At 58.7% G+C, this 22984-nt stretch carries 20 protein-coding genes and 1 pseudogene; 6 read left to right on the top strand and 15 right to left on the bottom strand.

Translation table 11 applies throughout. The features are described 5' to 3' along the window. Positions 1 to 153: 153 nt before the first annotated feature. From PV407_RS17855 to PV407_RS17820, 8 genes and pseudogenes are all read right to left on the bottom strand, one after another. Positions 154 to 1449, bottom strand: a complete 1296-nt coding sequence (locus PV407_RS17855; protein WP_332091287.1) for a PTS ascorbate transporter subunit IIC — start codon at positions 1447 to 1449, stop codon at positions 154 to 156. Positions 1450 to 1476: 27 nt separating this feature from the next. Next, complete coding sequence (locus PV407_RS17850) at positions 1477 to 1746, bottom strand: PTS sugar transporter subunit IIB (RefSeq protein ID WP_332091286.1); 270 nt, start codon at positions 1744 to 1746, stop codon at positions 1477 to 1479. A gap of 80 nt (positions 1747 to 1826) precedes the next feature. After that, entirely contained in the window at positions 1827 to 2267 is a 441-nt protein-coding gene (locus PV407_RS17845; RefSeq protein ID WP_332091285.1) for a PTS sugar transporter subunit IIA, read from the bottom strand. Next, entirely contained in the window at positions 2264 to 4408 is a 2145-nt protein-coding gene (locus PV407_RS17840; protein WP_442951678.1) for a BglG family transcription antiterminator, read from the bottom strand. Before PV407_RS17840 ends, PV407_RS17845 begins: the two co-directional genes overlap by 4 nt. Positions 4409 to 4636: 228 nt before the next feature. Next, positions 4637 to 5497: a phytanoyl-CoA dioxygenase family protein gene (locus tag PV407_RS17835; protein WP_332091283.1), complete on the bottom strand. Its 861-nt coding sequence runs from the start codon at positions 5495 to 5497 to the stop codon at positions 4637 to 4639. 132 nt (positions 5498 to 5629) lie between these two features. Beyond that, positions 5630 to 6055, bottom strand: a complete 426-nt coding sequence (locus PV407_RS17830) for an AraC family transcriptional regulator (protein ID WP_332091281.1) — start codon at positions 6053 to 6055, stop codon at positions 5630 to 5632. A gap of 163 nt (positions 6056 to 6218) precedes the next feature. Further along, positions 6219 to 6521, bottom strand: a pseudogene (locus tag PV407_RS29590) (AraC family ligand binding domain-containing protein); the annotation flags it as partial. A 253-nt stretch (positions 6522 to 6774) separates the two neighbouring features. Continuing rightward, complete coding sequence (locus PV407_RS17820; protein ID WP_332091279.1) at positions 6775 to 7254, bottom strand: GAF domain-containing protein; 480 nt, start codon at positions 7252 to 7254, stop codon at positions 6775 to 6777. A gap of 171 nt (positions 7255 to 7425) precedes the next feature. Here PV407_RS17820 and PV407_RS17815 point away from each other — a divergent pair, with 171 nt between their 5' ends. From PV407_RS17815 to PV407_RS17805, 3 genes are all read left to right on the top strand, one after another. Next, positions 7426 to 7638 carry a hypothetical protein gene (locus PV407_RS17815; RefSeq protein WP_332091278.1) on the top strand — a complete coding sequence of 71 codons (213 nt, stop codon included), beginning with the start codon at positions 7426 to 7428 and terminating at the stop codon, positions 7636 to 7638. A 260-nt stretch (positions 7639 to 7898) separates the two neighbouring features. Further along, on the top strand, positions 7899 to 9056 hold the full coding sequence (locus PV407_RS17810; RefSeq protein ID WP_332091277.1) for an ABC transporter substrate-binding protein: 1158 nt from the start codon (positions 7899 to 7901) through the stop codon (positions 9054 to 9056). A gap of 125 nt (positions 9057 to 9181) precedes the next feature. Continuing rightward, positions 9182 to 9901: a GNAT family N-acetyltransferase gene (locus PV407_RS17805; protein WP_332091276.1), complete on the top strand. Its 720-nt coding sequence runs from the start codon at positions 9182 to 9184 to the stop codon at positions 9899 to 9901. A 100-nt stretch (positions 9902 to 10001) separates the two neighbouring features. Here PV407_RS17805 and PV407_RS17800 read toward each other — a convergent pair whose 3' ends face one another. Next, positions 10002 to 11384: a metallophosphoesterase family protein gene (locus PV407_RS17800; protein ID WP_332091275.1), complete on the bottom strand. Its 1383-nt coding sequence runs from the start codon at positions 11382 to 11384 to the stop codon at positions 10002 to 10004. Between the two features lie 201 nt (positions 11385 to 11585). On the opposite strand from PV407_RS17800, the gene PV407_RS17795 reads away from it, so the two are divergent. Then, positions 11586 to 12809 carry a GntR family transcriptional regulator gene (locus PV407_RS17795; protein WP_332091274.1) on the top strand — a complete coding sequence of 408 codons (1224 nt, stop codon included), beginning with the start codon at positions 11586 to 11588 and terminating at the stop codon, positions 12807 to 12809. A 347-nt stretch (positions 12810 to 13156) separates the two neighbouring features. On the opposite strand, the gene PV407_RS17790 is transcribed toward PV407_RS17795, so the two are convergent. From PV407_RS17790 to PV407_RS17770, 5 genes are all read right to left on the bottom strand, one after another. Further along, positions 13157 to 14074 carry a glycoside hydrolase family 43 protein gene (locus PV407_RS17790; RefSeq protein ID WP_332091273.1) on the bottom strand — a complete coding sequence of 306 codons (918 nt, stop codon included), beginning with the start codon at positions 14072 to 14074 and terminating at the stop codon, positions 13157 to 13159. Between the two features lie 295 nt (positions 14075 to 14369). After that, positions 14370 to 15290 carry an ArsR/SmtB family transcription factor gene (locus tag PV407_RS17785; protein WP_332091272.1) on the bottom strand — a complete coding sequence of 307 codons (921 nt, stop codon included), beginning with the start codon at positions 15288 to 15290 and terminating at the stop codon, positions 14370 to 14372. A gap of 167 nt (positions 15291 to 15457) precedes the next feature. After that, positions 15458 to 15805, bottom strand: a complete 348-nt coding sequence (locus PV407_RS17780) for a hypothetical protein (protein WP_332091271.1) — start codon at positions 15803 to 15805, stop codon at positions 15458 to 15460. A 400-nt stretch (positions 15806 to 16205) separates the two neighbouring features. Next, a complete protein-coding gene (locus tag PV407_RS17775; protein WP_332091270.1) occupies positions 16206 to 17957 on the bottom strand; it encodes an ABC transporter ATP-binding protein in 1752 nt (583 codons plus the stop codon). Then, positions 17881 to 19842: an ABC transporter ATP-binding protein gene (locus PV407_RS17770; RefSeq protein ID WP_332091269.1), complete on the bottom strand. Its 1962-nt coding sequence runs from the start codon at positions 19840 to 19842 to the stop codon at positions 17881 to 17883. The genes PV407_RS17775 and PV407_RS17770 overlap by 77 nt, the downstream gene beginning before the upstream one ends. A 229-nt stretch (positions 19843 to 20071) precedes the next feature. Between PV407_RS17770 and PV407_RS17765 the strand changes: the two genes are divergently transcribed. Continuing rightward, a complete protein-coding gene (locus PV407_RS17765; protein ID WP_332091268.1) occupies positions 20072 to 20296 on the top strand; it encodes a hypothetical protein in 225 nt (74 codons plus the stop codon). A 48-nt stretch (positions 20297 to 20344) separates the two neighbouring features. Next, the gene (gene xerS / locus PV407_RS17760) at positions 20345 to 21418 is read left to right on the top strand and encodes a tyrosine recombinase XerS (RefSeq protein WP_332091267.1); all 1074 of its coding nucleotides are present in this window, start codon (positions 20345 to 20347) and stop codon (positions 21416 to 21418) included. A 114-nt stretch (positions 21419 to 21532) separates the two neighbouring features. Here xerS and PV407_RS17755 read toward each other — a convergent pair whose 3' ends face one another. Beyond that, positions 21533 to 22912: an extracellular solute-binding protein gene (locus PV407_RS17755; protein WP_332091266.1), complete on the bottom strand. Its 1380-nt coding sequence runs from the start codon at positions 22910 to 22912 to the stop codon at positions 21533 to 21535. Positions 22913 to 22984 lie beyond the last annotated feature (72 nt).

The raw sequence follows: 22984 nt of genomic DNA, 5'->3' as shown, positions 1-22984 counted from the left end.
AACAATTAATGCATCTAACAAACGAGATTCGCGCGTACCGGCAACGTTTGTCCGGACGGCATCGTCCCTTTCGTAAGCTGCCTGCCATACGGCTGGAAAAGCAGCCTCCCGCGGGAAGCCGCCTTTCCGTATGCCGCGAAACCGAATAATCCGTTAAAACAGCAGCTTGGCGAGGAAGCTGATCATCGGACCGATAATGAACATGTCCGAGTCGGCCGCCCACATCGCCGTATCCGGAATCGTCGACGAGATAAGGAACTTCACCATGATGAACTGTCCCCAGGCGACGATCGTAGCCGTCGCGAAGCCGCCGAGCAGCGCGCCGCGCGTACCGCCGGTCGCGTTGCCGAACACGCCGGCCGTCGCGCCGTGGAAAAACAGCACGATCATCGTCGGAACGAACACGTACGACACCGTGTTGCCGAGTACGACGAGCCAGATCAGCGCCCCGACGAAGCCGCCGATAAACCCGAGGATGACCGCATTCGGCGCATACGGGTACGTGACCGGGCTGTCGAGCGCCGGCTTGGCGCCCGGGACGATTTTCGTGGCGATCCCGTTGAACGCCGGGACGAGCTCCCCGATAAACATCCGCACGCCCATCAGTACGATGGCGATGCCGCCGGCAAACGTAAACGATTGAACGATCGAATAGATGATGAAGTTTTGATCGCCCGCTTTTTTCACGAGCTCTTGCGCCCCCGGCGTTCCTTTCAACGAAACGACGATGGCGCCGATCAGAAACAGCGCGCCCATGCTGAGCGCCGTAATGACGTTCGAATCGCGCAAAAACTCGAGCCCTTTCGGCACTTTCAGCTTTTCCGAATCGTTCTGCTTGTTGCCGAACGCTTTACCGAGCAAGCCGCCGAGCAGCGCGACCGACGCCGACGTATGGCCGAGCGCGATATTGTCGTTGCCGGTAATTTTCCGCATCAGCGGCTGCGTCAGCGCCGGCTGGAACGTCCAGTACAATCCGAGCACGACCGCCAAAAACAGAACGAGCTTCCAAAACGCCACGTCCCCGGCCGTATGAACGACGACCCCGGCGAACACGGTCGACGTCCAAAACATCATGTGACCGGTCAAATAAATATATTTGAATTTCGTAAACCGGGCGAGCAGCACGTTGATCAGGAAGCCGAGAAACATCGCCAGCGTAACAGCGCTGCCGTACTGCGCGTTAAATTTTTCCTGGCCGAGAAACGATCCCAGCGTTCCCGATTCCAGCCCGAACACTTCTTTCCACATCGGCTCGAACACGTTCAGCGCGTTTACGATGACGCCGGAACCGGCGCCGATGATCAAGAAACCGATGACCGCTTTGAACGTCCCGCTGACGATTTGGCTCGTCGTCTTTTTTTGCAGAAGCAGGCCGAGCAGTACGATCGCCCCGAGCAGAATGGCCGGCGTGCCGAATACGTTCGTGGCAATCCAGAAAATGATATCCATCGCCAATCCCTCTCTCCGTTATCGTTCTTATTGAAGCGCTTCGCTAAGTTTGCTCTTGATTTCGTTCATATCGAAATAGTTGTCGATGACGACGATTTTCGCAGAATGGCCTTGCAAGCTTTGCGCCAGCTCGTTGCTCGTCAAAATATAGTCGGCGGCGACGCCGCTCGCGGACGAAACGTCCGTATGCTCGACATCCGCCTGAACGCCGAGATCGCGGCACACCGTCTCCACATTCATCCGCAAAATAAGGCTCGTTCCTTGACCGAGTCCGCAAACGCACAACAGTTTGACCATGTCGGTATCCTCCTTGGAAGCGCCGCCGGGAGTTGCCGGTTTCGGCGCATGTTCGTATTTGTCTATTGGTCGCGGCCCGATCAGCGTTCCTGCAAAATGAGCGCCTGCACAGCTTCCGGCGTATTCGCCTCGCGCAGCGCCTGGATGTTGGCCGGGTCGTTCAAAAGCATCGTCAGCTTGCGAAGCATCGCGATATGGTCGGCGTTCGAAGCCGAGCCGAGTGCGAAAACGAGATCGACCGGATCGTTCGACTTGTGCCCGAACGGAATCGGCCGTTTCAGTCTCGCGAACGAGACGGACGCCTCGTTCACGCCGCTTTCCGCTTTGGCGTGCGGCAGCGCGATTCCCGGAGCGAGCACGAAGTACGGCCCTTTCTCATGAAACGACTGCACCATCGCCTCCGTATAATCGTCGCTGGCCGCTCCCGAAGCCGCCAGCAGCCTGCCGGCCGCCCGAATGGCGTCCTCCGGCCCGTTCGCCTCGATATCGAAGGCGATCAAATCCGCCGTTAAAAATTTCATGCGTCTGTTCCCCTTTCTCCGTCTGTTGCGTCGACAGCGGCTTGTTCGAACATCGCGGCGATCGTTTGCGCGCGGTCCGCGCCGGCGAGCCGCTCCCGGTTCGCTTCGTCGCGAAGCAGCGTCGTCAGCTGCGATAGCGCGGTCAAATGCGACTCGCCGTCTTCGCTCGCGAGCGCGAACAGCGCCCGGACGCGATGCTTCGCCTCCGCCGAGAACGGCACGCCTTCGCGCACGAGCAGCAGGCTCATCCCGGTGCGCAGCACCCCTTCGTCCGGCTTCGCATGCGCGATCGCGACGTCGGGAGCGATGACGATATACGGACCGAGCCGTTCGACCTTGTCGATCATCGCCGCGATATACGGCCGCTCGATATATCCGTCTTCAAGCAGCGGCTCGGCCGCCCGTTCGATCGCCTCCCGCCAGTCCGGCAGTTTGCGGACGAACCGGATGCGCGAAAGCGGGATCAGCTGCGCCAGGCTCGGATTGCCCGGCTGCGCGTAATCCGGCTTGTTCGCCGCCGACCAGTAGCCGGCCAGCGCCTCGGTCAAGCCGTTCTCGTCCTTCACGTCCGCATACCGTTTGATCAGCTCGACCAGCCCGCCGATCGGATTCGCCGCGCCTGGCGCGCTCGCTTCGAGCCGCCGGTTCACCTCGTGCAGCAGATGGGCCTTTTCCCGATCGGACAGCACGGCGTTCACGACGAATACCGGCGCCTCGGCCCTTTGCAGCTGCACGGTCGAAAACAAGACGTCGACCGGCTGGCGAAACTTTTCGTATTCGCGAAGCGACAAGACGGCGACGATGTCGAGATACGGGAATAGCCCTTCCAGCTGAATGCGCAGCATTCGCGAAGTCGAAATGCCGTTGACGCATACGATCGCCGCTTTGCGCCGCCGGATCGGCTCCGCGTTTTGCCGCCGCAGCCAGCCGCCGAAATGCATCGCGATAAACGCCGTCTCGTCGTCGCCCACCGCACGGCCGATCATATGCTCCAGCGGCTGAACCGCCTTTCGCGTAAGCTCGAACAGCTCGCGGTACTTTGTCCGCATCGTGTCCAGCAGCGGATGCTCGACCTCGAAGCCGTACTTGATCCGGTAATAGGCGGGCTTGATATGCAAAAACAGCTGCTCCTCCAGCTCCGCGCGCCGCTCGAAAAAGACGCAGGCGAGCTGCTCGAACCGGTCGACGATCCGGCCCGTCAGCGCCTTGAGCGCAGCCGCTTCCCCGTGCGCCGCCGATTCTTCTCCGCCTTGCGGCGGGTCGAGCCGGTTCAGCTTCGCGCCGAGCAGATGCATCGTCAAATAACAAACCTCGTCATCCGGAAACCGGACGTCGAACAAGTCGGCCAGCCCGCCTGCGAGCCGCTGCGCCCCTTTATATTCGGGCATACGCCGCAGCACCGCCTTTTCGTCGTCGTCCAGCTTCACGACGTCGCCCTGCTTCAGACGGGACGCGAACAAGACGAGCCGGGACGCGAGCACGAACACCGTTTCGTCCGTAAATTCCAGCCCGAGCGACGTTTCGCAATCCGCCACCAGCCGGTATACTTCCGCCAGCAGCTCCTCGTCGCTTTGCCATGACGGTTGGCGGTCGGCAAGCGGACCGCGCACGACGCCGCGAAACGGCGAACGATACTGCTTCCGGCTCGCGTCCGCCATGACCTGCGGCAAATAGTGCGCCAGCGCCTTGCGCTTGTCGCCTTCTTCGCCTTCGACGACATAGCCCGCTTTGCGGTCGACGCGCACCGTAAGTCCGTATACATCAAGCTCGTTTCGAAGCAGCTTCATGTCCTGCAGCACCGTCATCCGGCTGACCTGCAAAAAATCGGCCAAATCGTGTGCGAATACCGCATCCGGCCTCGTAAACAGCACGATCGCCATCCACGCTTTCCGTTCCTTCGGGGACAAGGCGTACTCGTACGGACGAATGCGCTGCGCCTGCTCCGGCAGTCCGGTCCGGCTCGCCTCCGGCAAACGGAAGCCCGCCCCCCTGACGTACTCGACCGGCTCCAGGCCGTTGTCCGCTAGCCAGCCGTTCACTTTGTCCATGTCGTAATAAACAGTGCGGCGGGAAACCTTCAAACGTTCCATCAGCTGCTGAACCGTGACAAAGCCCGGCGTTTGCTGCAAAATGGCCAAAATGGCGGTACGGCGTTCGTCCAGTATCGACTCATCCCTCCCCGGCGTGTCGAATTTTGTCTTCGTACTCCTAGTATATGTAACGGCTTCCGGTTCTAACAGAACAAGTATTGTTCGACCGTTTGTGCAAAACTGTACTTCAAGACATGCAAGCCGGGGAAACGAAACAAAAACGAGACGCGTCCGCCTTTCGAACGAGTCTCGTTTCCTATCGCAGTTCGGTTTATTCATTTACAGGGGTTCGCTTTGCCAGTTCCCGCCCATTCCCCAATAGCCTTCGACGAAGGGCCTCACCTCCGGCCCGCAAAAATCGATAAAGCTGCGTGCCGATTCGGATATCGGCCACAGTTGCTCGGGCTTGTAGCTTTGCTTGCGAAAGCTCATGCCGCAGCTGAGTCTCGTTTCCGTTCCTCGGTGCGGGTAAACCCCGTGGTACGTCCGCTCGGCGAACACGATCAGGTCGCCAGGCTCGGCGATGACGGGCATCGCTCCGGGAACGTCGTCCATTCGGATGTGGGGGCCGGAGGCGCCGCCTTTTCGGGAAAACGATTTGTTTCGGGCCGTAAATTCGAAGCCGTCGGGAGCCGGCCAGTCTTCGGCATGGGAGTCGGGAATGATCGCCAGTCCCCCCCTCACGTCGTCGATCCCGTTCAAATAAAACCACATCGAGGATGCGCCCGAGTTGTTCAGCACGGCGTTCGTCCGGTACGGGTGCGAGAGCGGATCCCAGTCCGTGTGCCATGCCATCGGACCGCAGCCCGGCTTTTTGTATATCGCGGCCGACCGGTTCAGCGTCATCGGCTCGTCGTCGCACAAGGCGCGGGCGATTCGCATATACGGCTCGTACGTCATGAGCGAAGCGAACACCGGAGAGTACTCGATAAAATGGTCGTGCGTAAACGTAACGGCGCCGGACGATCGTACGACCGGCTCGAGCACGCGGCGCACCTCCGCCTTCAGCATGTCCGCCATGCCGGGCGGAAGCATGCCTTTCACGATCGCGAATCCGTGCCGCTTGTTGCACGCTGCGATTTCCGCCGTTTCGGCCGGGTCGAATTCGAAACGATAAGGCAAAGCCGTCTTTGTTGCCATGGACAACTCCTCTTTTCTATTCGGGATAGCCTTATCGTAAATTCAAACCGCGCGCCGAACAATGGCGACAGCGTCCGAATCGTTCTCACAAAGGGCTAAATCGAAATGAGCTACCGCAGCGGCGGTATCGGGTTACGATTGCGGACCGTCGCCGGTCAGGCCGAGGCACCGCTTTTTGTACGAAACGGGGGTTTCCTTGACCCGCTTCCGAAACTCGCGATAAAACGAAGAAACACTTTGGAACCCGCATCGTTCGGCGACTTCTTCGACTGCCATATTCGTCTGGACGAGCAGACGCTGCGCGGCCTGAACGCGATAATGAATCAAATACGCCCGAACCCCCATCCCCATCACTTCGACAAACAGATGGCGGGTGCGCGACGGGCTGAGCGCCATCGCTTCGGCGACATGTTCGAGCGTTATATTTTCGTGATAATGCGATTGAATATACGTCAAGCCGGACCGGACAACCGCGTATTTCGAATAAAACTGGTGCCAGGCGTCGATCGTATCGGTGTCGTAATGGCGAAGCAGCAGCGAACAAATTTGGAGCAGCATGCTTTTGACCAGGGGGGCCGAAGGCCGGTTGCCGCTGCTCGAGCTCGTCCCGCATGCGCAGCATCAAGCTTCCGATTTCCTTCGCGACCGGCAAATGTCCCGGAATTTTGTGCGTAAACCGCTCACGGTCGAAAATGAACGGGCGAAGCAAATTGAAATCCATCCGCTCGATCGCGCTCGCCCGGAAAAACAAAAACAAATTGGAGCACGTATGGCCACGCACCGAATTGGACGTATGCCTCTCGATTTGGCTTATAATCATCAGGTCGCCCGCGCCGATTTCGTATTGCCGGTCCTTGAAATAAAACACGCCTTTCCCGGAAACGCAATAGCATATTTCCAGCTCGTCATGCCAATGCGGCGTTTCCGGTATAGTCGCCAGCGTCCAAGGAACGAGCAGCACGCCGCTTTCCAAGCTGGGCGTATGATCGTTGCGGATCGCTTCCACGGACTGAATAATGTTCATAGATCGTCCTCCGACACGGATCCAGACTGCGCAACACGGTAGTTTCAGATTAGATCGCAAGAAACGAATTTGCAACGGGATTCCGTTCGTCAACATTTTTATATCCGAGCCGGGCACCGTTTCGTAGGCGCAGACGACCGAACGAACGCAAAGTTCCGGACTCATGGGTCGAGGATTTGCGCCGAACGTTTCGCGGACGCCGATGAGCGCGGCGAAAAAAAAGCAGCCCGATCGAACGGACTGCCTGACCGCCTTACAAGTATTCGCCAAGCTTGGCGACGAACCGCTCCAAATTATGTTGATCCGTTTCGTCGAAACGGCTGCGAATCGGGCTGTCGATATCGAGAACGCCGTACAGCTCGCCCCGCACGACGACGGGAACGACGATTTCCGATAGCGAAGCGGCATCGCAAGCGATATGCCCCGGAAATTCATGGACGTCGGCGACTCGAACCGTCGTTCGTTCCAGAGCCGCTTTCCCGCAAACGCCTTTGCCGAGCGGGATGCGAACGCATGCCGGCAGTCCTTGGAACGGCCCGAGTACGAGCATGCCGTCCCGGTGCAAGTAAAACCCGACCCAATTGATATCGTCCATAAATTGCTTGAGCAGCGCCGCCGCGTTGGCCAAATTGGCGATCGGATCCGGTTCCCCGTCGAGCAGCGACTGCAGTTGCCGGATAACCGATTCATAATTTTGCTCCCGTGTGCCGTCGTATCGTTGTTGATGAAACATAAGCGCCTCCTCGGTCGTATGACATCGCTTTGTCGCCCTTCCGTTCCGTATCATCGTAACGTCTCGCCGCCCGATATTCAAGCGCAATACAGTTCGGATTCGACAATCTCGACATAAAATTACGGAAGCGGACGAATGGTTTAGCAATGGCGGCTAGCGAGGGGCATCGATATGAGATTCGTCACGGAAACAAGGCTGAAACTGTTGGAAGATGTCGTCCGAACGATTTCCGATCCCGACGAACGAAGCTATGCGCTTCATTTGCTCGATTCGATCCGTTCCGATATCGAGGCCAATTACGCCGAAATCGTAAGACCCGTTCGATTGGAAAGCGCCGGCCGCACATCCGGCGGCGAGCCGTATACCGCTCTGACCAAACGGTAACCGACAAAAGCTTTGCGTCCGCTTGCAGCCGGCGCGGAGCTTTTGTCGTTTCCAGGCGGGCGAAAATTTCGGTTCAGGAATGACGGTTTAAGTTTACATATTAATTGTTATGTTAACTAAATATTCGGACCGCTGCTATCCGATATAACAAATAGACAAGTTAACCAACATATTTAATACGAGCAGCGAACCCCCAATCCCCGGCTCCGACTCAATCGGCCAAAACCGAGTCCGATGTCCCTACGACGTTAAAAGTGTTCGTGAACGGGGCCGAAATATCCGACGAAGATTTCCAACTGTTGTTCGTTCAGCCGGTCGGCGCCAAATATCCGAACATTCGGCTGGAGCTCCTTCGGCCGGGCAAAGACGTCACGCTCGACAGTCTGGTTGCCGCGCGCGAGGTGCCGGATTTGCTGCTTACCCCGAATTCCGGCATCATGGAACTGAAGCAGTTGGACCTGCTGGCCGATATTGCCCCTCACGTCAAGTCCCGAAACTTCAACCTGGCGCGCTTCCAGCCCGTCGCGATCGACGCCGTCAAATCGGACAAAGGCGAGCTGTACGGCATCCCCTACGCCATGCAGTTTAACGCGTTGTACTACAACAAGGACATTTTCGACAAGTTCAGCAAAAGCTACCCGAAAGACGGCATGACTTGGGACGATGCCATCGAGCTGGCCCGCCAGCTGACGCGGCTTGACGGAGGCGTCCAATACCGCGGACTCGATCCGGCCAGCAGCTACGTGATGAGCTTCCCGTACTCGCTCGCCTACGTCGACGGCAAGACGGACAAAGCGAGCATCGACACCGACAAATGGAGACGGGTGTTCGAGCTCGCCAAAACGATCGTATCGATACCGGGCAACGCCCAGCCGAGCCCGGAACCTTCGGCGGCCGCTTCCGGCAACCTGTTCATCAAGGAGAAAAACGTGGCGATGCTCGCGTCGACGAATTTGATGGCGCAAATCGGCAGCGCTGCGAATACCGTCAACTGGGATATCGCGCAATACCCGAGCTACAAAGACTTGCCGAACGTATCGGGCAAGCTCGATTCCCACAACTTGATCGTCTCGAAAACGGCCAAACATCCGGAAGCGGTCATGAAGGTGATCGAGGTGGTTACTTCCGACGAGGTCCAGCTGCTGAGCGCGAGAAAAACGGCGCGCATGTCGCCGTTACTCGGCGAAGAACCGAAGAAGCAGTTCGGCGCGGACGTTCCATATTTGCAAGGAAAGCATGTGGAAGCATTGTTCAAAAGCACGGTCTCCCCTTCCCCCGTCTACTCGATCTATGAAAACGACGGCAAGAAGATCGGACAGCAGGCGTTCCGGGATTACGCCGCCGACAAGGTCGACCTCAATACGGCGCTGCGCGAGGCGAACGAAAATATCGACAAAGCGATCGCCGCCAAAAAATAGGATGCGAAAATAACTTTTGTGCCTGAAGGCATAAAGGTTATTTTTCGCTTTATTCAAACTTTACGGGCATGGACGTCCGAAAAATGATACGATCTTTTGCATATTCGATATCGAGGAGCGATGAAATGAACGATCGAACAAAGCTCGAAAAAAGCGCCGACGAATGGATGAAGCTTCATATCGATGCGCTGTTTACGCAGGACGAAAGGTCGCGGCTTCGCAATATCAACGAGCCTTGGCCGGGAAGCGGTCCGGCTCCCCGCTTTTATTTGGGAAGGACGATCGCGGGCACGACATGTTGCCGGTTCCGCGTCGACGTTCCGGATCCGATCGTCGAGCGGTTGGAGGCGCTGTGTGCGGAAGAGCCGGACTTGAACGATTTGGAGGCGAAGCCGAAAAGCGCCGATGCGTATATGGCTCTTCTTCAAAGTCGGAATTTCGAGATGGGGCCATGTTACGTCATTCCGCCTATGGCGGCGACTTCGTCGGATGCGGTCCGCATAACCCGCGAAAACATGGACGGGCTATTGCGCGACGGCTTCGAATGGCTGAGGGCGGAAATCGACTACGCTCAGCCCTGCATCGCGATCGTGCGCGACAACCGGGCCGTTTCGATTTGCCGCAGCGTCCGCATTACGCCCCGGGCGCACGAAGCCGGGCTCGAAACGCTGGACGAATACCGCGGGAAAGGATATGCCGGCGAGGCGGTTGCCGGATGGGCGTCGGCGGTACGCGAGGCCGGGAGTCTTCCGATGTACAGTACGTCTTGGGAAAACCGTTCCTCGCGTCGAGTGGCCGAAAAGCTGGCGCTCGGCTTGTACGGCGTCGAGTTTTCTATCCGATGAACAACGCCCGGATGCGTACTCTGCCGATTCAGGCCCGTACGAATCGGCGGCATCCCGTCAGATCGAGGGCGATTCATGCGCAAGGCATGTCCGCACTCCCTTACGATCCGAACATAAGCTCTGCGCTCGCCGTCTGCCGAGGGGCTATTTTGTCCACCGCTCTTGTTCCCCACCGATCCCAACGATCCGTGTTCGCAAAATAGTCGGATATCGTGCTGCGCACCGTCCCGTCGTTCGTTTCGATCTCCAGCACGAACCCTCCGATACACATAGCCTCCTCGCCCGTCGTCACTTCGAGCCGGTTCGTTCGGCCGAGCAAATGCCAATGCTCGCGCCCAATCTCGAGCGACTGGCGGCTGTCGAAATATTCCAGCCGTCCGAACGCGCCGACTTCCGTTCCGTTCAGACGAACCCGGTACGCATCCGGAGCTTGGCAGTTGGAGCCGGCCGCCCGAATCCGAACCGAACGAATTTCGGCGGCGGCGGGCAGCGGCAGTCCGGACGTTCGCGCGAAATCGGGCTTGCGGACGACTTCCGCCTTTTCGCCCCGACGCCATGCAAGCCGTCCGACCGTTCCGCGGCCGACTACGTGCCAATCGGCGCGCACCGTTTCCCCGCTCACCTCGATTTCCCACCAGCCGGGCGCCGAATCCTCCAAATACCCCCAAATATACTCGCAGTCGGCCGGCTCCGGCAACAGGGGCCGAACGTCGCTCAAGCAGACGGGAGCGCGGTCGGGATAGCCGAGCACGGACGATTTCAATTGAGGCAGCCAGTAGCGTCCGACCCGGTGCAAGGTCGTCACCTGATTATGCGTATAACCGCAAAAATAAGCGTCGACGGGATGGCCGGCCGCCTCCCGCAATACGGTCCGAACGAAGTCGAAATGGGTAAAAAACGGCCGGCCGACGCAAACGAGCGGCGGATGGGCGAACAAAAAAACGTGCTCGTACCGGTCCGATTCGCCTAAAGCATCCTTAATGAAACGCTCCTGCCCGTCCCCCGCGGCGAACGTCGTATAGTCGAGAACGATAAATAAGCTGCCCGCTCTTTCGAAGCGGAAGTATCCTTTCGTCAGCGGCGCGGTACCGAGCGCCTTTCCGACGGCCGGATACACAAACTGCGTCACCTGCTTCTCCTCGCGTTTGCAGACGACGCCGTCATGCGTGCCCAGCGCGAACAGGACGGGCGCCCCGAGTCCTTCCAGCAGCTCCATCGCTTCGCGCATTTCGCGCAGGCCGCCCGCCTCGTCGTCGCAATGGCCTTGGATGACATCCCCCGTCTGGACGACGAAATCCGGTCGCAAGGCGGCGATTTCGCGAATGACTTGCGGCGTCACGTTGCGCGTCATCCATAAGTTCCGGGCGACGTCCGCGGCTTCCGTCACGCCTTTCGGCTTGCCGTTCAGCGCTTGCCGGTGCGACTGCTCCTGCACGTAATGCAAATCTCCCATGACGACGAAACGCAATGACGTTTTGTTCATGTAACGACGGCACCTCGCACGTTGAGTTGATTATTTGTTATATTTCACATATAGTAATCTAGGACAACATAGCAAGTATATTTTTCGCGAGGAAGCCGTGTCAATGCGTTTACAATAACTTCACGCAGCGCCGGACGAAGACAAGGAACGTTCCTTGGAGAGTTCGCCCCGAACGTTCCGGAAAGGAAGGCGGCTATGCCGTTGCCGAACGAACGAAAGACGTCCCGAACCGAAGCCGAGCCGAAGCAACCGGGACGCATCCCGCTTTACAAACAAATCAAACAATTTATTCTGGACAACATCCGGCAATCCGTCTGGCAGCCCGGCGACAAAACGCCTTCGGAAAACGAGCTGGCCGCCCAATTCCAGGTCAGCCGGATCACGATCAAAAACGCGCTGCAGGAGCTGATCGAGGAAGGGCTCATTTACCGCGTCCAGGGCAAAGGCACCTTCGTCTCGCCGGACCGGCGCGGCGAGCCGCCCGTCTATCGGCAGGAAGGGCGGTCTTCCGGCCCGACGGTCGCTTTTTTGATCCCCCGCCTCGACAACCGATTTACGGCCAACCTGCTTCACGGCATCGAAAACGAGCTGGCCGAAGCGGGGTTCCATCTGCTGTTTCGGACGACGGCCGATTCGCAGGAAACCGAGAAGCGGCTGCTTCGCGAGATCGTGGAGGCCGGCGTGGACGGGATCATCATTTACCCCGCGCAAGGCCAAAGCTACAACGAAGACTTGCTCAAGCTGACATTGAACGAGTTTCCGGTCGTCGTCGTCGACCGTTACCTGAGGGGCGTCGAAACGAACTATGTATGCTCCGATAACGTTTCCGGCGCGTTCGAGGCGACGGATCTCTGCATCCGAAACGGTCATCGCCGCATCGCTTTCGTTTCCACCCATCCGGAAGGAACGTCCAGCTTGGAGGATCGGCTGAGCGGCTACGAAAAGGCGCTGTTCGAGCGGGGCATTTTGATCGATCGCCATCAGCGGTTGACCGATTTGGACGGCAAGCTGGTGAACGGCATATTGCGGGAAGGGGTGAGCGAGCCCGCCAGCACGGAGCGGATCGTGCGCTTTCTGGAGCGGAATCCCGAGATAACCGCGGTCGTCGCCGCCAATTCCGCGGTAGGCTTGACGGTCATGGAAGCGGCGAAGCGGCTGGGCAAGCGCGTTCCGGATCAGCTGTCGGTCGTCTTTTTGGACGATTACGAGCTGTCCGCCTTTTCCGCGATCCCGCCGACGCACGTGAACCAGGAGGAATATACGGTTGGCCGCGAAGCCGCCAAGCTGCTCGTCTCCGTCATGAACGACCCGAGGCAAAAACGGCGAAAAATCGTCGTGCCGACCCGTCTCGTCGTCCGTGCGTCGACCGCGGCCGTTGGCGAGCCCGGTACGGCGTTGTTGGAGCCGGGAATGGCCGAAACATGAATATCTTCCCTAAGAAAAACCGTCCGGGACACCCGGACGGTTTTGTGTTAAGCCAAGTGCGGGGAGGTACGGGATATGGCTCAACCGCCGCCCAACTTTTTGATCCATGTTCAGCTCAATAACGATGCCCTGATTCGTTAGATTGGAAAAACGACCGTTTTCCCGCCGCTAAGCAGCATACGATTCGTTAACCATCGAGCCGGATTCGTTCGATTGCCGATGGGCAGAAAGCGAGTAATAACGTTCTGAATGTTAAGAAGCTGCCGTTGCCATGCACGCCATGCAATCGACTCCCGGCAATGCCCATACTTGCTCAATAAGCCTAACTTCCCTTTTGGGACGCCGAATCATTGGTCGTAGCCGAGCGCAAGCGTCCCGTCGATTTCCCGAACGGGAACGATGGCCGGGCGCTCCTCCGGATGCTTGTTCGGCGCGTGGATTACGAGCATCGGCCGACCGTCGAACGTGCGGAACAGCATGCCGTGCCCGCCTTCCGCAGGCGCCGCCGGTTTCCGTCCGTCGTCCGCTTCGGACGGCCCGAACAGCGGCTTCGGCTCGTGCTTCCACGGTCCGGTAATAAGCCCGGATACCGAGCGGGCGACCCCGACATTGTAGCCCCGCTTGTCGAAGCTGGACCAAATCATTCGCAGCTCGCCGGCTTCGGAGCGAAACAGAAACGGCCCGTCCGTCACCCGGTTGCCCGCCTTGCCGCGCTCGCTCCAGCCCGACTCGGACGCCTTGAACAGCAGCAGCGGATCGCCGACGGCCGCATCGAGCCCGCGCGTCAGCCGCCGGCAGCATATTTCCCCGTCCCCGACCTGCACCCATTCGTGACAAAAAACGATCCACGGATCGCCCCCTTCGTCGACATACAAGGTGCCGTCCAAGCATTCCCAATCGGCCGGCGTCACCGGCTCGGCGCTGTGGACGACGAACGGCCCCGCCGGGCTATCGGCGGCCAAAATTTGCGTCGCCCGGCATTTCCCCTCCGCTTTGAAGCTGGCGAACATGTAATACGTTCCGTTCCAGGCGTGCACTTCGGGCGCCCAATAATCGCGATCCGCCCAAAAGCCGGGAGCCGGTCGAAATGCCGGCGCCGGACCTTCCCAGTGTACCAAATCGTCGCTCCGGTACACGTCGAACCCTTCCGGCCGTCCGCCCCAAGCCGTTTTGCCCGTCGTGCCGTACATGTAGTACGAGCTTGTTGCCGCATCCGCCAAGATGAACGGGTCCCGCAAATGGATTTGTTCCAGCGTTAGCGTCATCTGACACCCTCCTCACCCATCATAAGTTCCATATTTTATGTAACAAAATCATAATAACATCGGGATATCTTCTTTGTATACGCTTTATTCTATGTTTTATGTAATATAAACACTCCAAAGTCCCTCTCGTTCGGTCGGCACGAAAAAAGACGCCTGGCGATAGGCGATTGCCGAGCGTCTAATGGTCCGATACGGTTCGCGAGAGCGTCCAAGCGATACGCGACCTTCTGTACGTATAACAGACAGCGCCTCATACTCGAAAAAAAGCTTGCCGTCGCTCGCTGGAGAGATGCGGCTATTCGTACAGGATGCGCATGACGATGTCCTGCTCGTGATCGCCGAGCTTTTTGCCGAACAAATTGAGGCCGCCGATATGGACGGCGTCGGCTTTGACGCCGATTTTCAAACGGATCGGCCTGCGCGGCCGGATATCCAGCTCGCCGAGCGCGACGTCGGACAGCTTCATGTCGTCGAGATAAGTGCCGTTTCGGTTCACTTTCCACGTTTTCAGCAGCCCGTACTGCGTCACCCCGTACGGGACCCAGGCCGGGTTCAGCCTGCCTCTGCGGTCGCCGAAATCCCCCGGACAAGTCCAAGTGCCGATTTCGACCCCGTTGATCCAAACCGTAATATCGGACGGGAACTCGTGATCGTAGGTCGGCGCCTCCGAGCATAATTCGAACGAAAATTGGATCGATCGAATGCCGGCCTGTCCGGGTATCGCCGCGGGAAATTTGTATTCCACGTAGCCGCTGCGAAACCAAATCAGCTGCGCGTCGACCCGCTCCGGCTCGTAAAAGACGGACGGCTCCTCCTTCGGCTCGACGATACCGCTCTCCACCGCCATGCCGCACGTCGGGGCGATGTCGCAGTCCGTGAAATGGCCGATCGGCATTTCGACCGTGTAGCAGTTTTTCGGGTCATGATTGCCGATCGTCGTATACAGCTTCATCCGGACAAGATCGAAGTTACGCGAGCACACCTTCATCGTCCCGCGTTTGGCCGGAACCGTTTCCGTCAAAATGAGCCCCGTCTGCTCCAGCACCTTGACGTTGAGCGCGACCGTCGATACCGGCAGGCCGAGCCGGTCGGCGATGTCGACGATATTCATTTTGTTTTCGTTCAGCAGCTTGATAATGCCGATCCGGACATCGGACGAAAGCGCGTGGGCGACCCGCTTCAACCGTTCCGGCTCGTCGAGCGACAAATCCAGCACGTAAAGTACCTCCGCGTATGCAGTATGCAGCTTGCATGCCGAAACCGCATGCGTTTCTTGTCCATTCAGCATAACACCCGTAACCGGCAAACGGCAATCGGAAATCGTTCGCCCGCCCGCGGCGAGCGAACGTCCTTCTCATCGCGTCGGCGCCGGCGGCCGTTACGTCAAGGCCAACGCTTGCCGCACCTAGCGGCCGGTCTATGACGCCCCCGCCATCGCTGCCTGCTCCGGCTCCCCTGCAGCCATGACCTCGCCTCCCGCCTCTCCGCCTTTCGGACGAGTTCGACGACCCCATCGGCTTCGCGGATCACCTCGATGTTATGCTCGACGGCGATGACCGTACGGCCGGCATCGACGAGCTTGTGCAGCGGCACGATCGGCCTTCGCGTATCGGCCGGATGGAGGCCGCTCGTCGACACGTCCTGCAAGTAAAGCGTATGCCGCTTCGAATTCCGGCTGAGCTCCCTCGCCAGCTTGATCCGTTGGCATTCTCCTCCGGACAGCGTACGCACCGACTGTCCCCACTTCGGTTAACGAACCGAGCGATCGTTATCGGAGTCGAATGCGGCGGTTTGAATTTGTAACGAACTCCATTAACGTTATTACCCGCGAATCGGATCGTTTTCTTCTCGTTTCGCCCCGATAACGATACTAGGATTCGTTGGCCTTAAAAAACGTCCGGTTTACCGCCAATAAGCATCGGACGATTCCTTAGCCATCGATCCGGATTTCGAAACGACGCCACAAGAAGGGCGAGTTAACCGGAGGTTTTCCCGTTCGTTCGATTCCGGCGGCCCGGCAGGATTCGGATCCGTCGGACGCGGAAACAAAAGGCGCTGCTTGCCGCACGAAAAGACATTAATTTCAAAAAAAACGTCCGGGAACCCCGGACGCCGTTCGTTCTTACAAAAATCACGCTCCCCTCGTGCGCGCGCCCTCCTCGTTCATGATCGAGACGAGCCGCCGGTATACGTCGCCCGACGCCATCAGCTCCTGATGCGTCCCCTGCTCGACCAGCCGGCCTTGATGCATGACGAAAATGACGTCCGCGTTGCGGATCGTGGACAGCCGGTGGGCGATGATCATCGTCGTTTTCCCCGCCCGCTCCTCATCGAGCCGGTCCTGCAGCCGCTTCTCCGTCTCCATGTCGAGCGCCGACGTCGCTTCGTCCAGGATGAGCAGCTCCGGCTCGCCGGCGATCGCCCGCGCGATGGCGATGCGCTGACGCTGGCCGCCGGACAGCGTGTAGCCCCGCTCGCCGACGACCGTATCGTAGCCGTCCTCGAGCGATTCGATGAAATCGTGAATTTGCGCCGCCTTGCACGCCTCGATCATGCGGCTTTCCGATACGTCGGTCCGGCCGAACACGATATTGTTTCGGATCGTATCCGGGAGCAGAAACGGCTCCTGGAAGACGACCGACAGCTTGCCCATCCAGTCGGACTGCCGCAGCTCCGGCAGCGGAATGCCGTTGACGCGGATGCAGCCGGAAGCCGGCTCGAAAAAGCGCAGCAGCAGCTGGGCGATCGTCGACTTGCCGCCTCCGCTCGAACCGACGATCGCGATCTTTTTCCCGGCGGGCAGAGACATATGCAGGTCGTCCAGCACGATGCGCTCCGTTCCGGGATATGCGAACGTAACGCCTTCGAACGTCAGCGAATGAACGGGCGATCGGAGCGGCTTGTCGCCTTCCGCGATCACGTCCTGCGCGAGCAGCTCCTTGACCCGGTCGGCGTATGCGAGCTGGCCGGACATGTTCATCGCGAAATTGAACACCGTCTGGTAGTTCGTGAACAGCTGGTTCGAGTATTGGTAGACGATGACGAAAACGCCGATCGACACGTCGCCGCGAATGACCGAATAGCCGCCGAAGACGAGCACGGCGAGACGGCCGATCCACTGCACGGAGTTGCTCAGCAGCAGCTGGGAATTCGCCAGCTTGCCGTTCTGCATCACTTTGTCGAAGAAGACGGCGAACGCGCCGCGGAAGCTTTTTTGCTCCCATTCCATCCGGTTGAAGGCGATCACCTCGCGCGTCGACGAGATGCCTTCCTCGATTTTCGTCAGCATGTCGCCCCGCTTCTCCTGCATTTCCCTCGTCTGCCTGCGCATGATCGGCCCGAAGTAGCGCCCGAGTCCGATGTAAAGGGCGCTGAAGGCGGAAACGATCGCCAGCACGACCGGACTGTTCAAGCCGATGACCGCGATCAGCAGCAGCGTGCCGGCGATTTGCTGGATGCCTCTGGGCAAATCGTCCGTAACGAAGGACGACACCTGCTGGATGTCGCTCGTAAAATACTGCACCCATTTCGCCGTCCGGCCTCCCTGAATCGACGCGACCGGCAGCCGCTGAATCATCGCCATGAGCCGGCCGCCCATATGGCGGTGCAGCGCGAGCCCGTTCATCCTCGTCAAATACCGGCCCCACCAATTGAGCACATACGAGCTCAAATACGTGACCGCAAGATACAGCAGCACCCATTTCAGTTGGTCGTACCGCTTGCCGACGAGAACGTCGTCGATCAAAAACTTTTGCGAGCCTTGCGCCGCGATTTGCGCCCATTGCCCGGCAACGAGCACGAGCATGCTAAGCGTGAGCGCCCAGCGCATTTGCCTTACGAGTCCGTATATCCAGCGGGCCGTTTTCATCTTTCTCCGCTTCACCGTCCTTTCCGCCCGCGGCGGTTTGTTCGAGCCGATACAACCAGCCGCGCCGTTCCATCAGCTCGTCGTAGCTGCCGACTTCGGCGACGCCGCCGTCCGCCACGACCACGATCCGGTCGTAATCCCGAACGGTCGACAGCCGGTGCGCGACCGTAATCGTCGTCCGCCCCCGCATCAACCGTTCCAGCGCTTTCAGCACCTCGCGCTCGCTGACGCTGTCGAGCGCCGACGTCGCTTCGTCGAGCAGCACGATGCGCGGATTTTTAATGAACATGCGGGCGATCGCCAGCCGCTGGCGTTGGCCGCCGGACAGCTTGACGCCCCGCTCCCCGACGAACGTGTCGTAGCCGTCCGGCAGCGCCGTTATAAATTCGTGCGCGTTCGCCGCCGTCGCCGCCTCCAGCACCTGCTCGTCGGTCGCGTCCGGATTGCCGAACCGGATATTTTCGCGCACCGTCGCGCCGAACAAGTACGTTTCCTGAAATACGATGCCGACCGCATCGCGCAGCCGTTCGAGCGACAGCCGGCGCAGCGGTACGCCGTCCAGCAGGATTTCGCCTTCGCGCGGATCGTAAAACCGGTCGATCAGCTTCAGCACGGTCGATTTGCCCCCGCCGCTCGTGCCGACGAGCGCCACCCGCTCGCCTGCCCGGATATCCAGCGAAAAGTTCCGCAAAATGTCGCGGCCGCCGTAGCCGAACGTCACGTTTCGAAACGTGACGCCGCCTTGTACGGCGGGCAGCTCGACCGGCGCCTCCGGCTCCTTCACCTCCGGCTTCAGCTCCATGAAGCCCTTCAGCTTCTCGCCCTGGTGCAGCAGCAAGCTTTGATCCATAAAGATGGATACGAGCTGCGACGATTGGCGGTTCAGCATCTGGTAATACATCGTAAAGGCGACGAACTCGCCGACGGTCAGCGCGCCGATCCGGTTCAAATAAGCGCCGTAGACGAACATGACGATCATGCCGGCGAACGACGACAGCTGCCGGGCGAGCATGCGGAAGCCGCGGAACAAAAACTGCTTGCGCTGGCTCTCGTTGTAGGCGGCGTGCTTCTGCTCGTACCGCTGCATATCCCACGGCTCGCTGCGGTGCGCGCGCATTTCCGTCAGCCCGGAAACGCTTTCGTATATTTTGCGGTTCCAGTCCGTCCGGCGGTCTCTGGCGACTTTGCCCCAGAAGGACGATTTTTTCGTCAAATACGGTCCGGCCAAATAATAGAGCAGGAAGCACGGCAGCGTAACGAACGTCAGCGCCGCGTTCATATGGACGACGAACCCGAAGGCGACGAACAGCAGCAGCGCGTTGTTGACCAGGCTCGGAAAATGCCGCTGATAAATGCCCTGGATCGCCTGCACGTCGCTGTTGAGCAGCGACAGCGTTTCGCCGACCGGATGGTTTTCGTAATACGAAAAGCTGAGCAGGCGCAGCTGTCGGATGCAATCGAACTGCAAATCCCGCGACGCCTTTTCCCGGATCAGCCGGGACAGCAGGTTGTTCGCCGCCATCGCCGCGAACATGCATAATAAGATCGCGAGGAGCGTCAGGACGATCCATTTGAATTTGGACGTATTGCCGGCCATGACGACATCGTCGATAATATGTTGAAGGACGCGAAAAATGCTCATTTGCGACAGCGAGATGGCGAGCCCGCAGCCGATAAACAATGACATTTGCCATTTGTACGGCTTCAAATACGTCAACAGCCACATGTAGATGCGGAAATAATACATGCCGTTTTTGGACGGGTCTTTGACATACTCCCGTTCCCAGTCGTCGTCCGGATCGATTCTTCTCCCGCGGCCGCGCGGCATCTCCGGCTCCCGTCCTCGTTCTTGTTCCCGTTCTCGCTTCCGCTCCCGCTCCCGTTCGTCGCTATGCTCCATCTGGTTCAGTCGGCTCCTCCCTCTCCTTACCGGCGATCGTCTTGATCGGATTCTCCATTATTCCAACAGCATATCACGCCGGACCGGACGGAGGGTATAGATAATATTATTTGAAAACATGGAGAAAATTGCTTTGGGCTTGCGACCGCCATGGCTTATCCGGCATCCGCCCGGATCGAGGGAGCATTATCGCGCGAAATGCGGTATAGTTAAAGATGAGGTGATTCCATTGTCCAAGCTTCGACACGGCCACGTGCTTCGGCTCGAAGACGGCAGCTATTTTATCGAAGAAGCTCCGCATTCTACGCGCATCCTGGAAGACGCGCAGCTTTACTTCAAATATTTCGATCTGATGGAGGCTCAGGCGCGGGCCAAACAGCATACCGGCATGGAGTCGGTCATGCAGCGCGTCGCGTTCACGATCGCGATCGTGGACGAAAGCGAAGCTACATAAACGGCCTGCGGCCGGAAGCCGAATCCGCAAGCGAGGTGTGCATGACGAGTGAACGTGATCAAGCAGAAAGACCGTCAGGAATTGGATAAAAAAGTGCCGACCATGCCCTGGTACGTCGATAAATTCATCAACTACAAGCTGCCGGACTTGTCCCCTTCCTCGCTGCTCGAATACGTGCGCGATTACGAAACGTTTTTTTCGTGGCTGCTGGCGGAAGGGATCAGCGACGCGCCTTCGATTCGCGACATTCCGATCGAGACGCTGGAGAAGCTTCGCATGGAAAATATCGATACGTACCGCATGTTTCTCGCGACCAAGAAGGAGCAGGCGAATACGAAGACGACGATATCGCGCAAGCTGTCCTCCCTTCGCTCGCTGTTTCATTATTTGAGCCAAATCGCCGAGGACGACGATTTTTACCCGCTGCTGAAGCGAAACGTCATGGCGAAGGTGGAAATCAAACGGACGCACAAGCCGAAGGATACGGCCGCCAAGCTGGAGGGCAAGCTGCTGCAGGAACACGAAATCGCGGAATTCATCGATTACGTGAAATCGGGCTATGCGCAGACGGTGTCGAGAAACAAGCAGGCGCTGTACGCGTTCGAGCAAAACCGCGTGCGCGACGTCTGCATCGTCAGCCTCATTTTGAACTCCGGATTGCGGGTGTCGGAAGTCGTCAACCTGAACATCGAGGACGTCGATCTGAAGAAAAAGCTGTTGTACGTTTACCGGAAAGGGAAAAACGACGAAACGTTCAAAACGCCGGTCTATTTCCGCCAGGACGCGGTCGCCGATCTGACGGCGTACATGGACGTTCGCCAGCTGCGCTACAATCCGGACAAAAAAGAAAAAGCGCTGTTCCTCGCCGTGGCCAACGGCACGAAGGAAGGAAGGCGCATGACGAAACGGGCGATCCAGGAAATGGTGATCAAATACGCGAAACATTTCGGCAAACCGTATTTGTCCGTCCATAAGCTGCGCCATTCGTTCGCGACCGATTATTATTTGCGCAACGATCTGTACAAGACGCAGGATCAGCTCGGCCACGCTTCTCCGGAAACGACGCAAATCTACGCCCACCTGACGGACAAAACGATGGCGGAAGCGATCGACAAAACGTAACGCTTTCGCCCGCGAATCGAAAAGGCGGTACGCCGTGCCGTCTTTTTTCGCATGCCCGCCGGATGCGAACGTCCGGGAAAAACAAGCGGCGGCCGTTCTCCGATCGAAACCGGATCACGTCGCCGCCGCGGGAGACAGCAGCCGCTCCAGCCGGCCGCCGAACTGCTCGTCGTCCTCCAGACCGGCGAAGTACAGCATCACTTCCCGCTCGATCGTGCGGAACTGCTTGTCGCCGATGCCGAGGTCGGTAAAGTAGCGGAACGAAGGAACGATTTCGCGAAACAGCGAGAAGCGCGAAGGCCGGTATATGCTCTCCTCCCCGACCCACTCCGCGGCCGATTTCAAGGCCGGCAGGCTGTACGTCCGCTGCCGGATCGACAGCTGCGCCGCCTCCGACGTCAAAAAGCGGACAAGCGTCTTCGCCGCCTCCTTGTTCCGCGAATGCCGGTTCACCGCAAGCCCGATGCTCATGAGCAGCGTAGCCGGATGGCCGAAATGCGGCACCGGCGAAATGTCGAACGAAACCGGCTTATCCATCATAAAGTTCAAATGGAAATAGCTCGTCATGATGATCGACGCTTTCCCCTGCACGAACAGCCGTTCGACGTCGCCGTTGTTGATGCCTTCGGACAAGATCGGGAAATGCTCCTGCACGTCGCGGCAAAACCGGAACGCCTCCATCATGTCCGTATGCAGCAGCTTCACGCCGCCGCCGTCGTCTTTCTCGAACGTGCCGCCGCGCTGCAGCAGCAGGACGGACCACCGGTTCGCCGACAAAAAATGGTAATAGAAGCCGAGACGCTCGTTCGGCACGGCGAGCTTCGAGGCGGTTTCGAACAGCCGCTCCCAATGCCAGCCGCCGTCCGGCTCGTGCAGCTTCGTTTCGCGAAAATGGTCCCGGTTGTAGCACAAAATGACGGGCGAAAAGATGAACGGCTGGACGAGCAGCTTGCCGCCGTACGTAAACGCGTCCGTCAAATACGGGTAAATGTCCGGGTCCGGCCGCTGCGGCTCCATCAAGTCCGCCCAGCCGAATTCCAGGTAGGCGCGAAAATGGTTGTAGTTCAGCGTAATGACGTCGAGCATGCCGTTGTCGAGAAACCGTTTGATCACGTCGGGATGCTCGTTCGTAAACGGAATCGCCTGGACCCGAATCGTCGGGTGCAGCTCGTGAAACCGTTCGAGCAGCCGGTCGATCCCGGTTTCGCGGGGAATCGACGTATAGTACCCGATTGTAAGCGAAACGACCTCGCCGGCTCGGGCCGGTCCGATCACTTTGTTGCCGACTCGCGGAATTTTGACGATCAGCCCTTCGTCCACGAGCCGCTCCAGTCCTTTGCGGACGGTCAGGTTGCTCAGCTGGTACTGCTTCGAAAATTCCCGCTCGGATGGCAAATATTCGCCGGGCCGGCGGCTGCCCTGCTCGATCTCGTCCCGCAGCGTCTGCACCAGCTCGTCCAGGCGCGACTTGCTTGGGCCGGGGCGGTTTTCCATATGCTAACCTCCAGATTGCCGAACCGTTGTCTCGATCTAAACAATCATACCATGCGCGGGCGCCGCCTCTCA

This window comes from Paenibacillus sp. GYB003 (assembly GCF_036577625.1).
Classification (GTDB): Bacteria; Bacillota; Bacilli; order Paenibacillales; family NBRC-103111; genus Paenibacillus_AB.
Note: the sequence above shows the minus strand (reverse complement) of the source record. Positions and strands in the feature narration are given on the sequence as shown.

What these genes read in the sequence shown, in the direction of transcription:
- PV407_RS17850 (WP_332091286.1), bottom strand. Translation starts at nt 1,746, where the DNA reads ATGGTCAAACTGTTGTGCGTTTGCGGACTCGGTCAAGGAACGAGCCTT.
- PV407_RS17805 (WP_332091276.1), top strand. Translation starts at nt 9,182, where the DNA reads ATGAACGATCGAACAAAGCTCGAAAAAAGCGCCGACGAATGGATGAAG.
- PV407_RS17835 (WP_332091283.1), bottom strand. Translation starts at nt 5,497, where the DNA reads ATGGCAACAAAGACGGCTTTGCCTTATCGTTTCGAATTCGACCCGGCC.
- PV407_RS17770 (WP_332091269.1), bottom strand. Translation starts at nt 19,842, where the DNA reads ATGGAGCATAGCGACGAACGGGAGCGGGAGCGGAAGCGAGAACGGGAA.
- PV407_RS17845 (WP_332091285.1), bottom strand. Translation starts at nt 2,267, where the DNA reads ATGAAATTTTTAACGGCGGATTTGATCGCCTTCGATATCGAGGCGAAC.
- PV407_RS17815 (WP_332091278.1), top strand. Translation starts at nt 7,426, where the DNA reads ATGAGATTCGTCACGGAAACAAGGCTGAAACTGTTGGAAGATGTCGTC.
- PV407_RS17755 (WP_332091266.1), bottom strand. Translation starts at nt 22,912, where the DNA reads ATGGAAAACCGCCCCGGCCCAAGCAAGTCGCGCCTGGACGAGCTGGTG.
- PV407_RS17855 (WP_332091287.1), bottom strand. Translation starts at nt 1,449, where the DNA reads ATGGATATCATTTTCTGGATTGCCACGAACGTATTCGGCACGCCGGCC.
- PV407_RS17790 (WP_332091273.1), bottom strand. Translation starts at nt 14,074, where the DNA reads ATGACGCTAACGCTGGAACAAATCCATTTGCGGGACCCGTTCATCTTG.
- PV407_RS17800 (WP_332091275.1), bottom strand. Translation starts at nt 11,384, where the DNA reads ATGAACAAAACGTCATTGCGTTTCGTCGTCATGGGAGATTTGCATTAC.
- PV407_RS17830 (WP_332091281.1), bottom strand. Translation starts at nt 6,055, where the DNA reads ATGCTGCTCCAAATTTGTTCGCTGCTGCTTCGCCATTACGACACCGAT.
- PV407_RS17820 (WP_332091279.1), bottom strand. Translation starts at nt 7,254, where the DNA reads ATGTTTCATCAACAACGATACGACGGCACACGGGAGCAAAATTATGAA.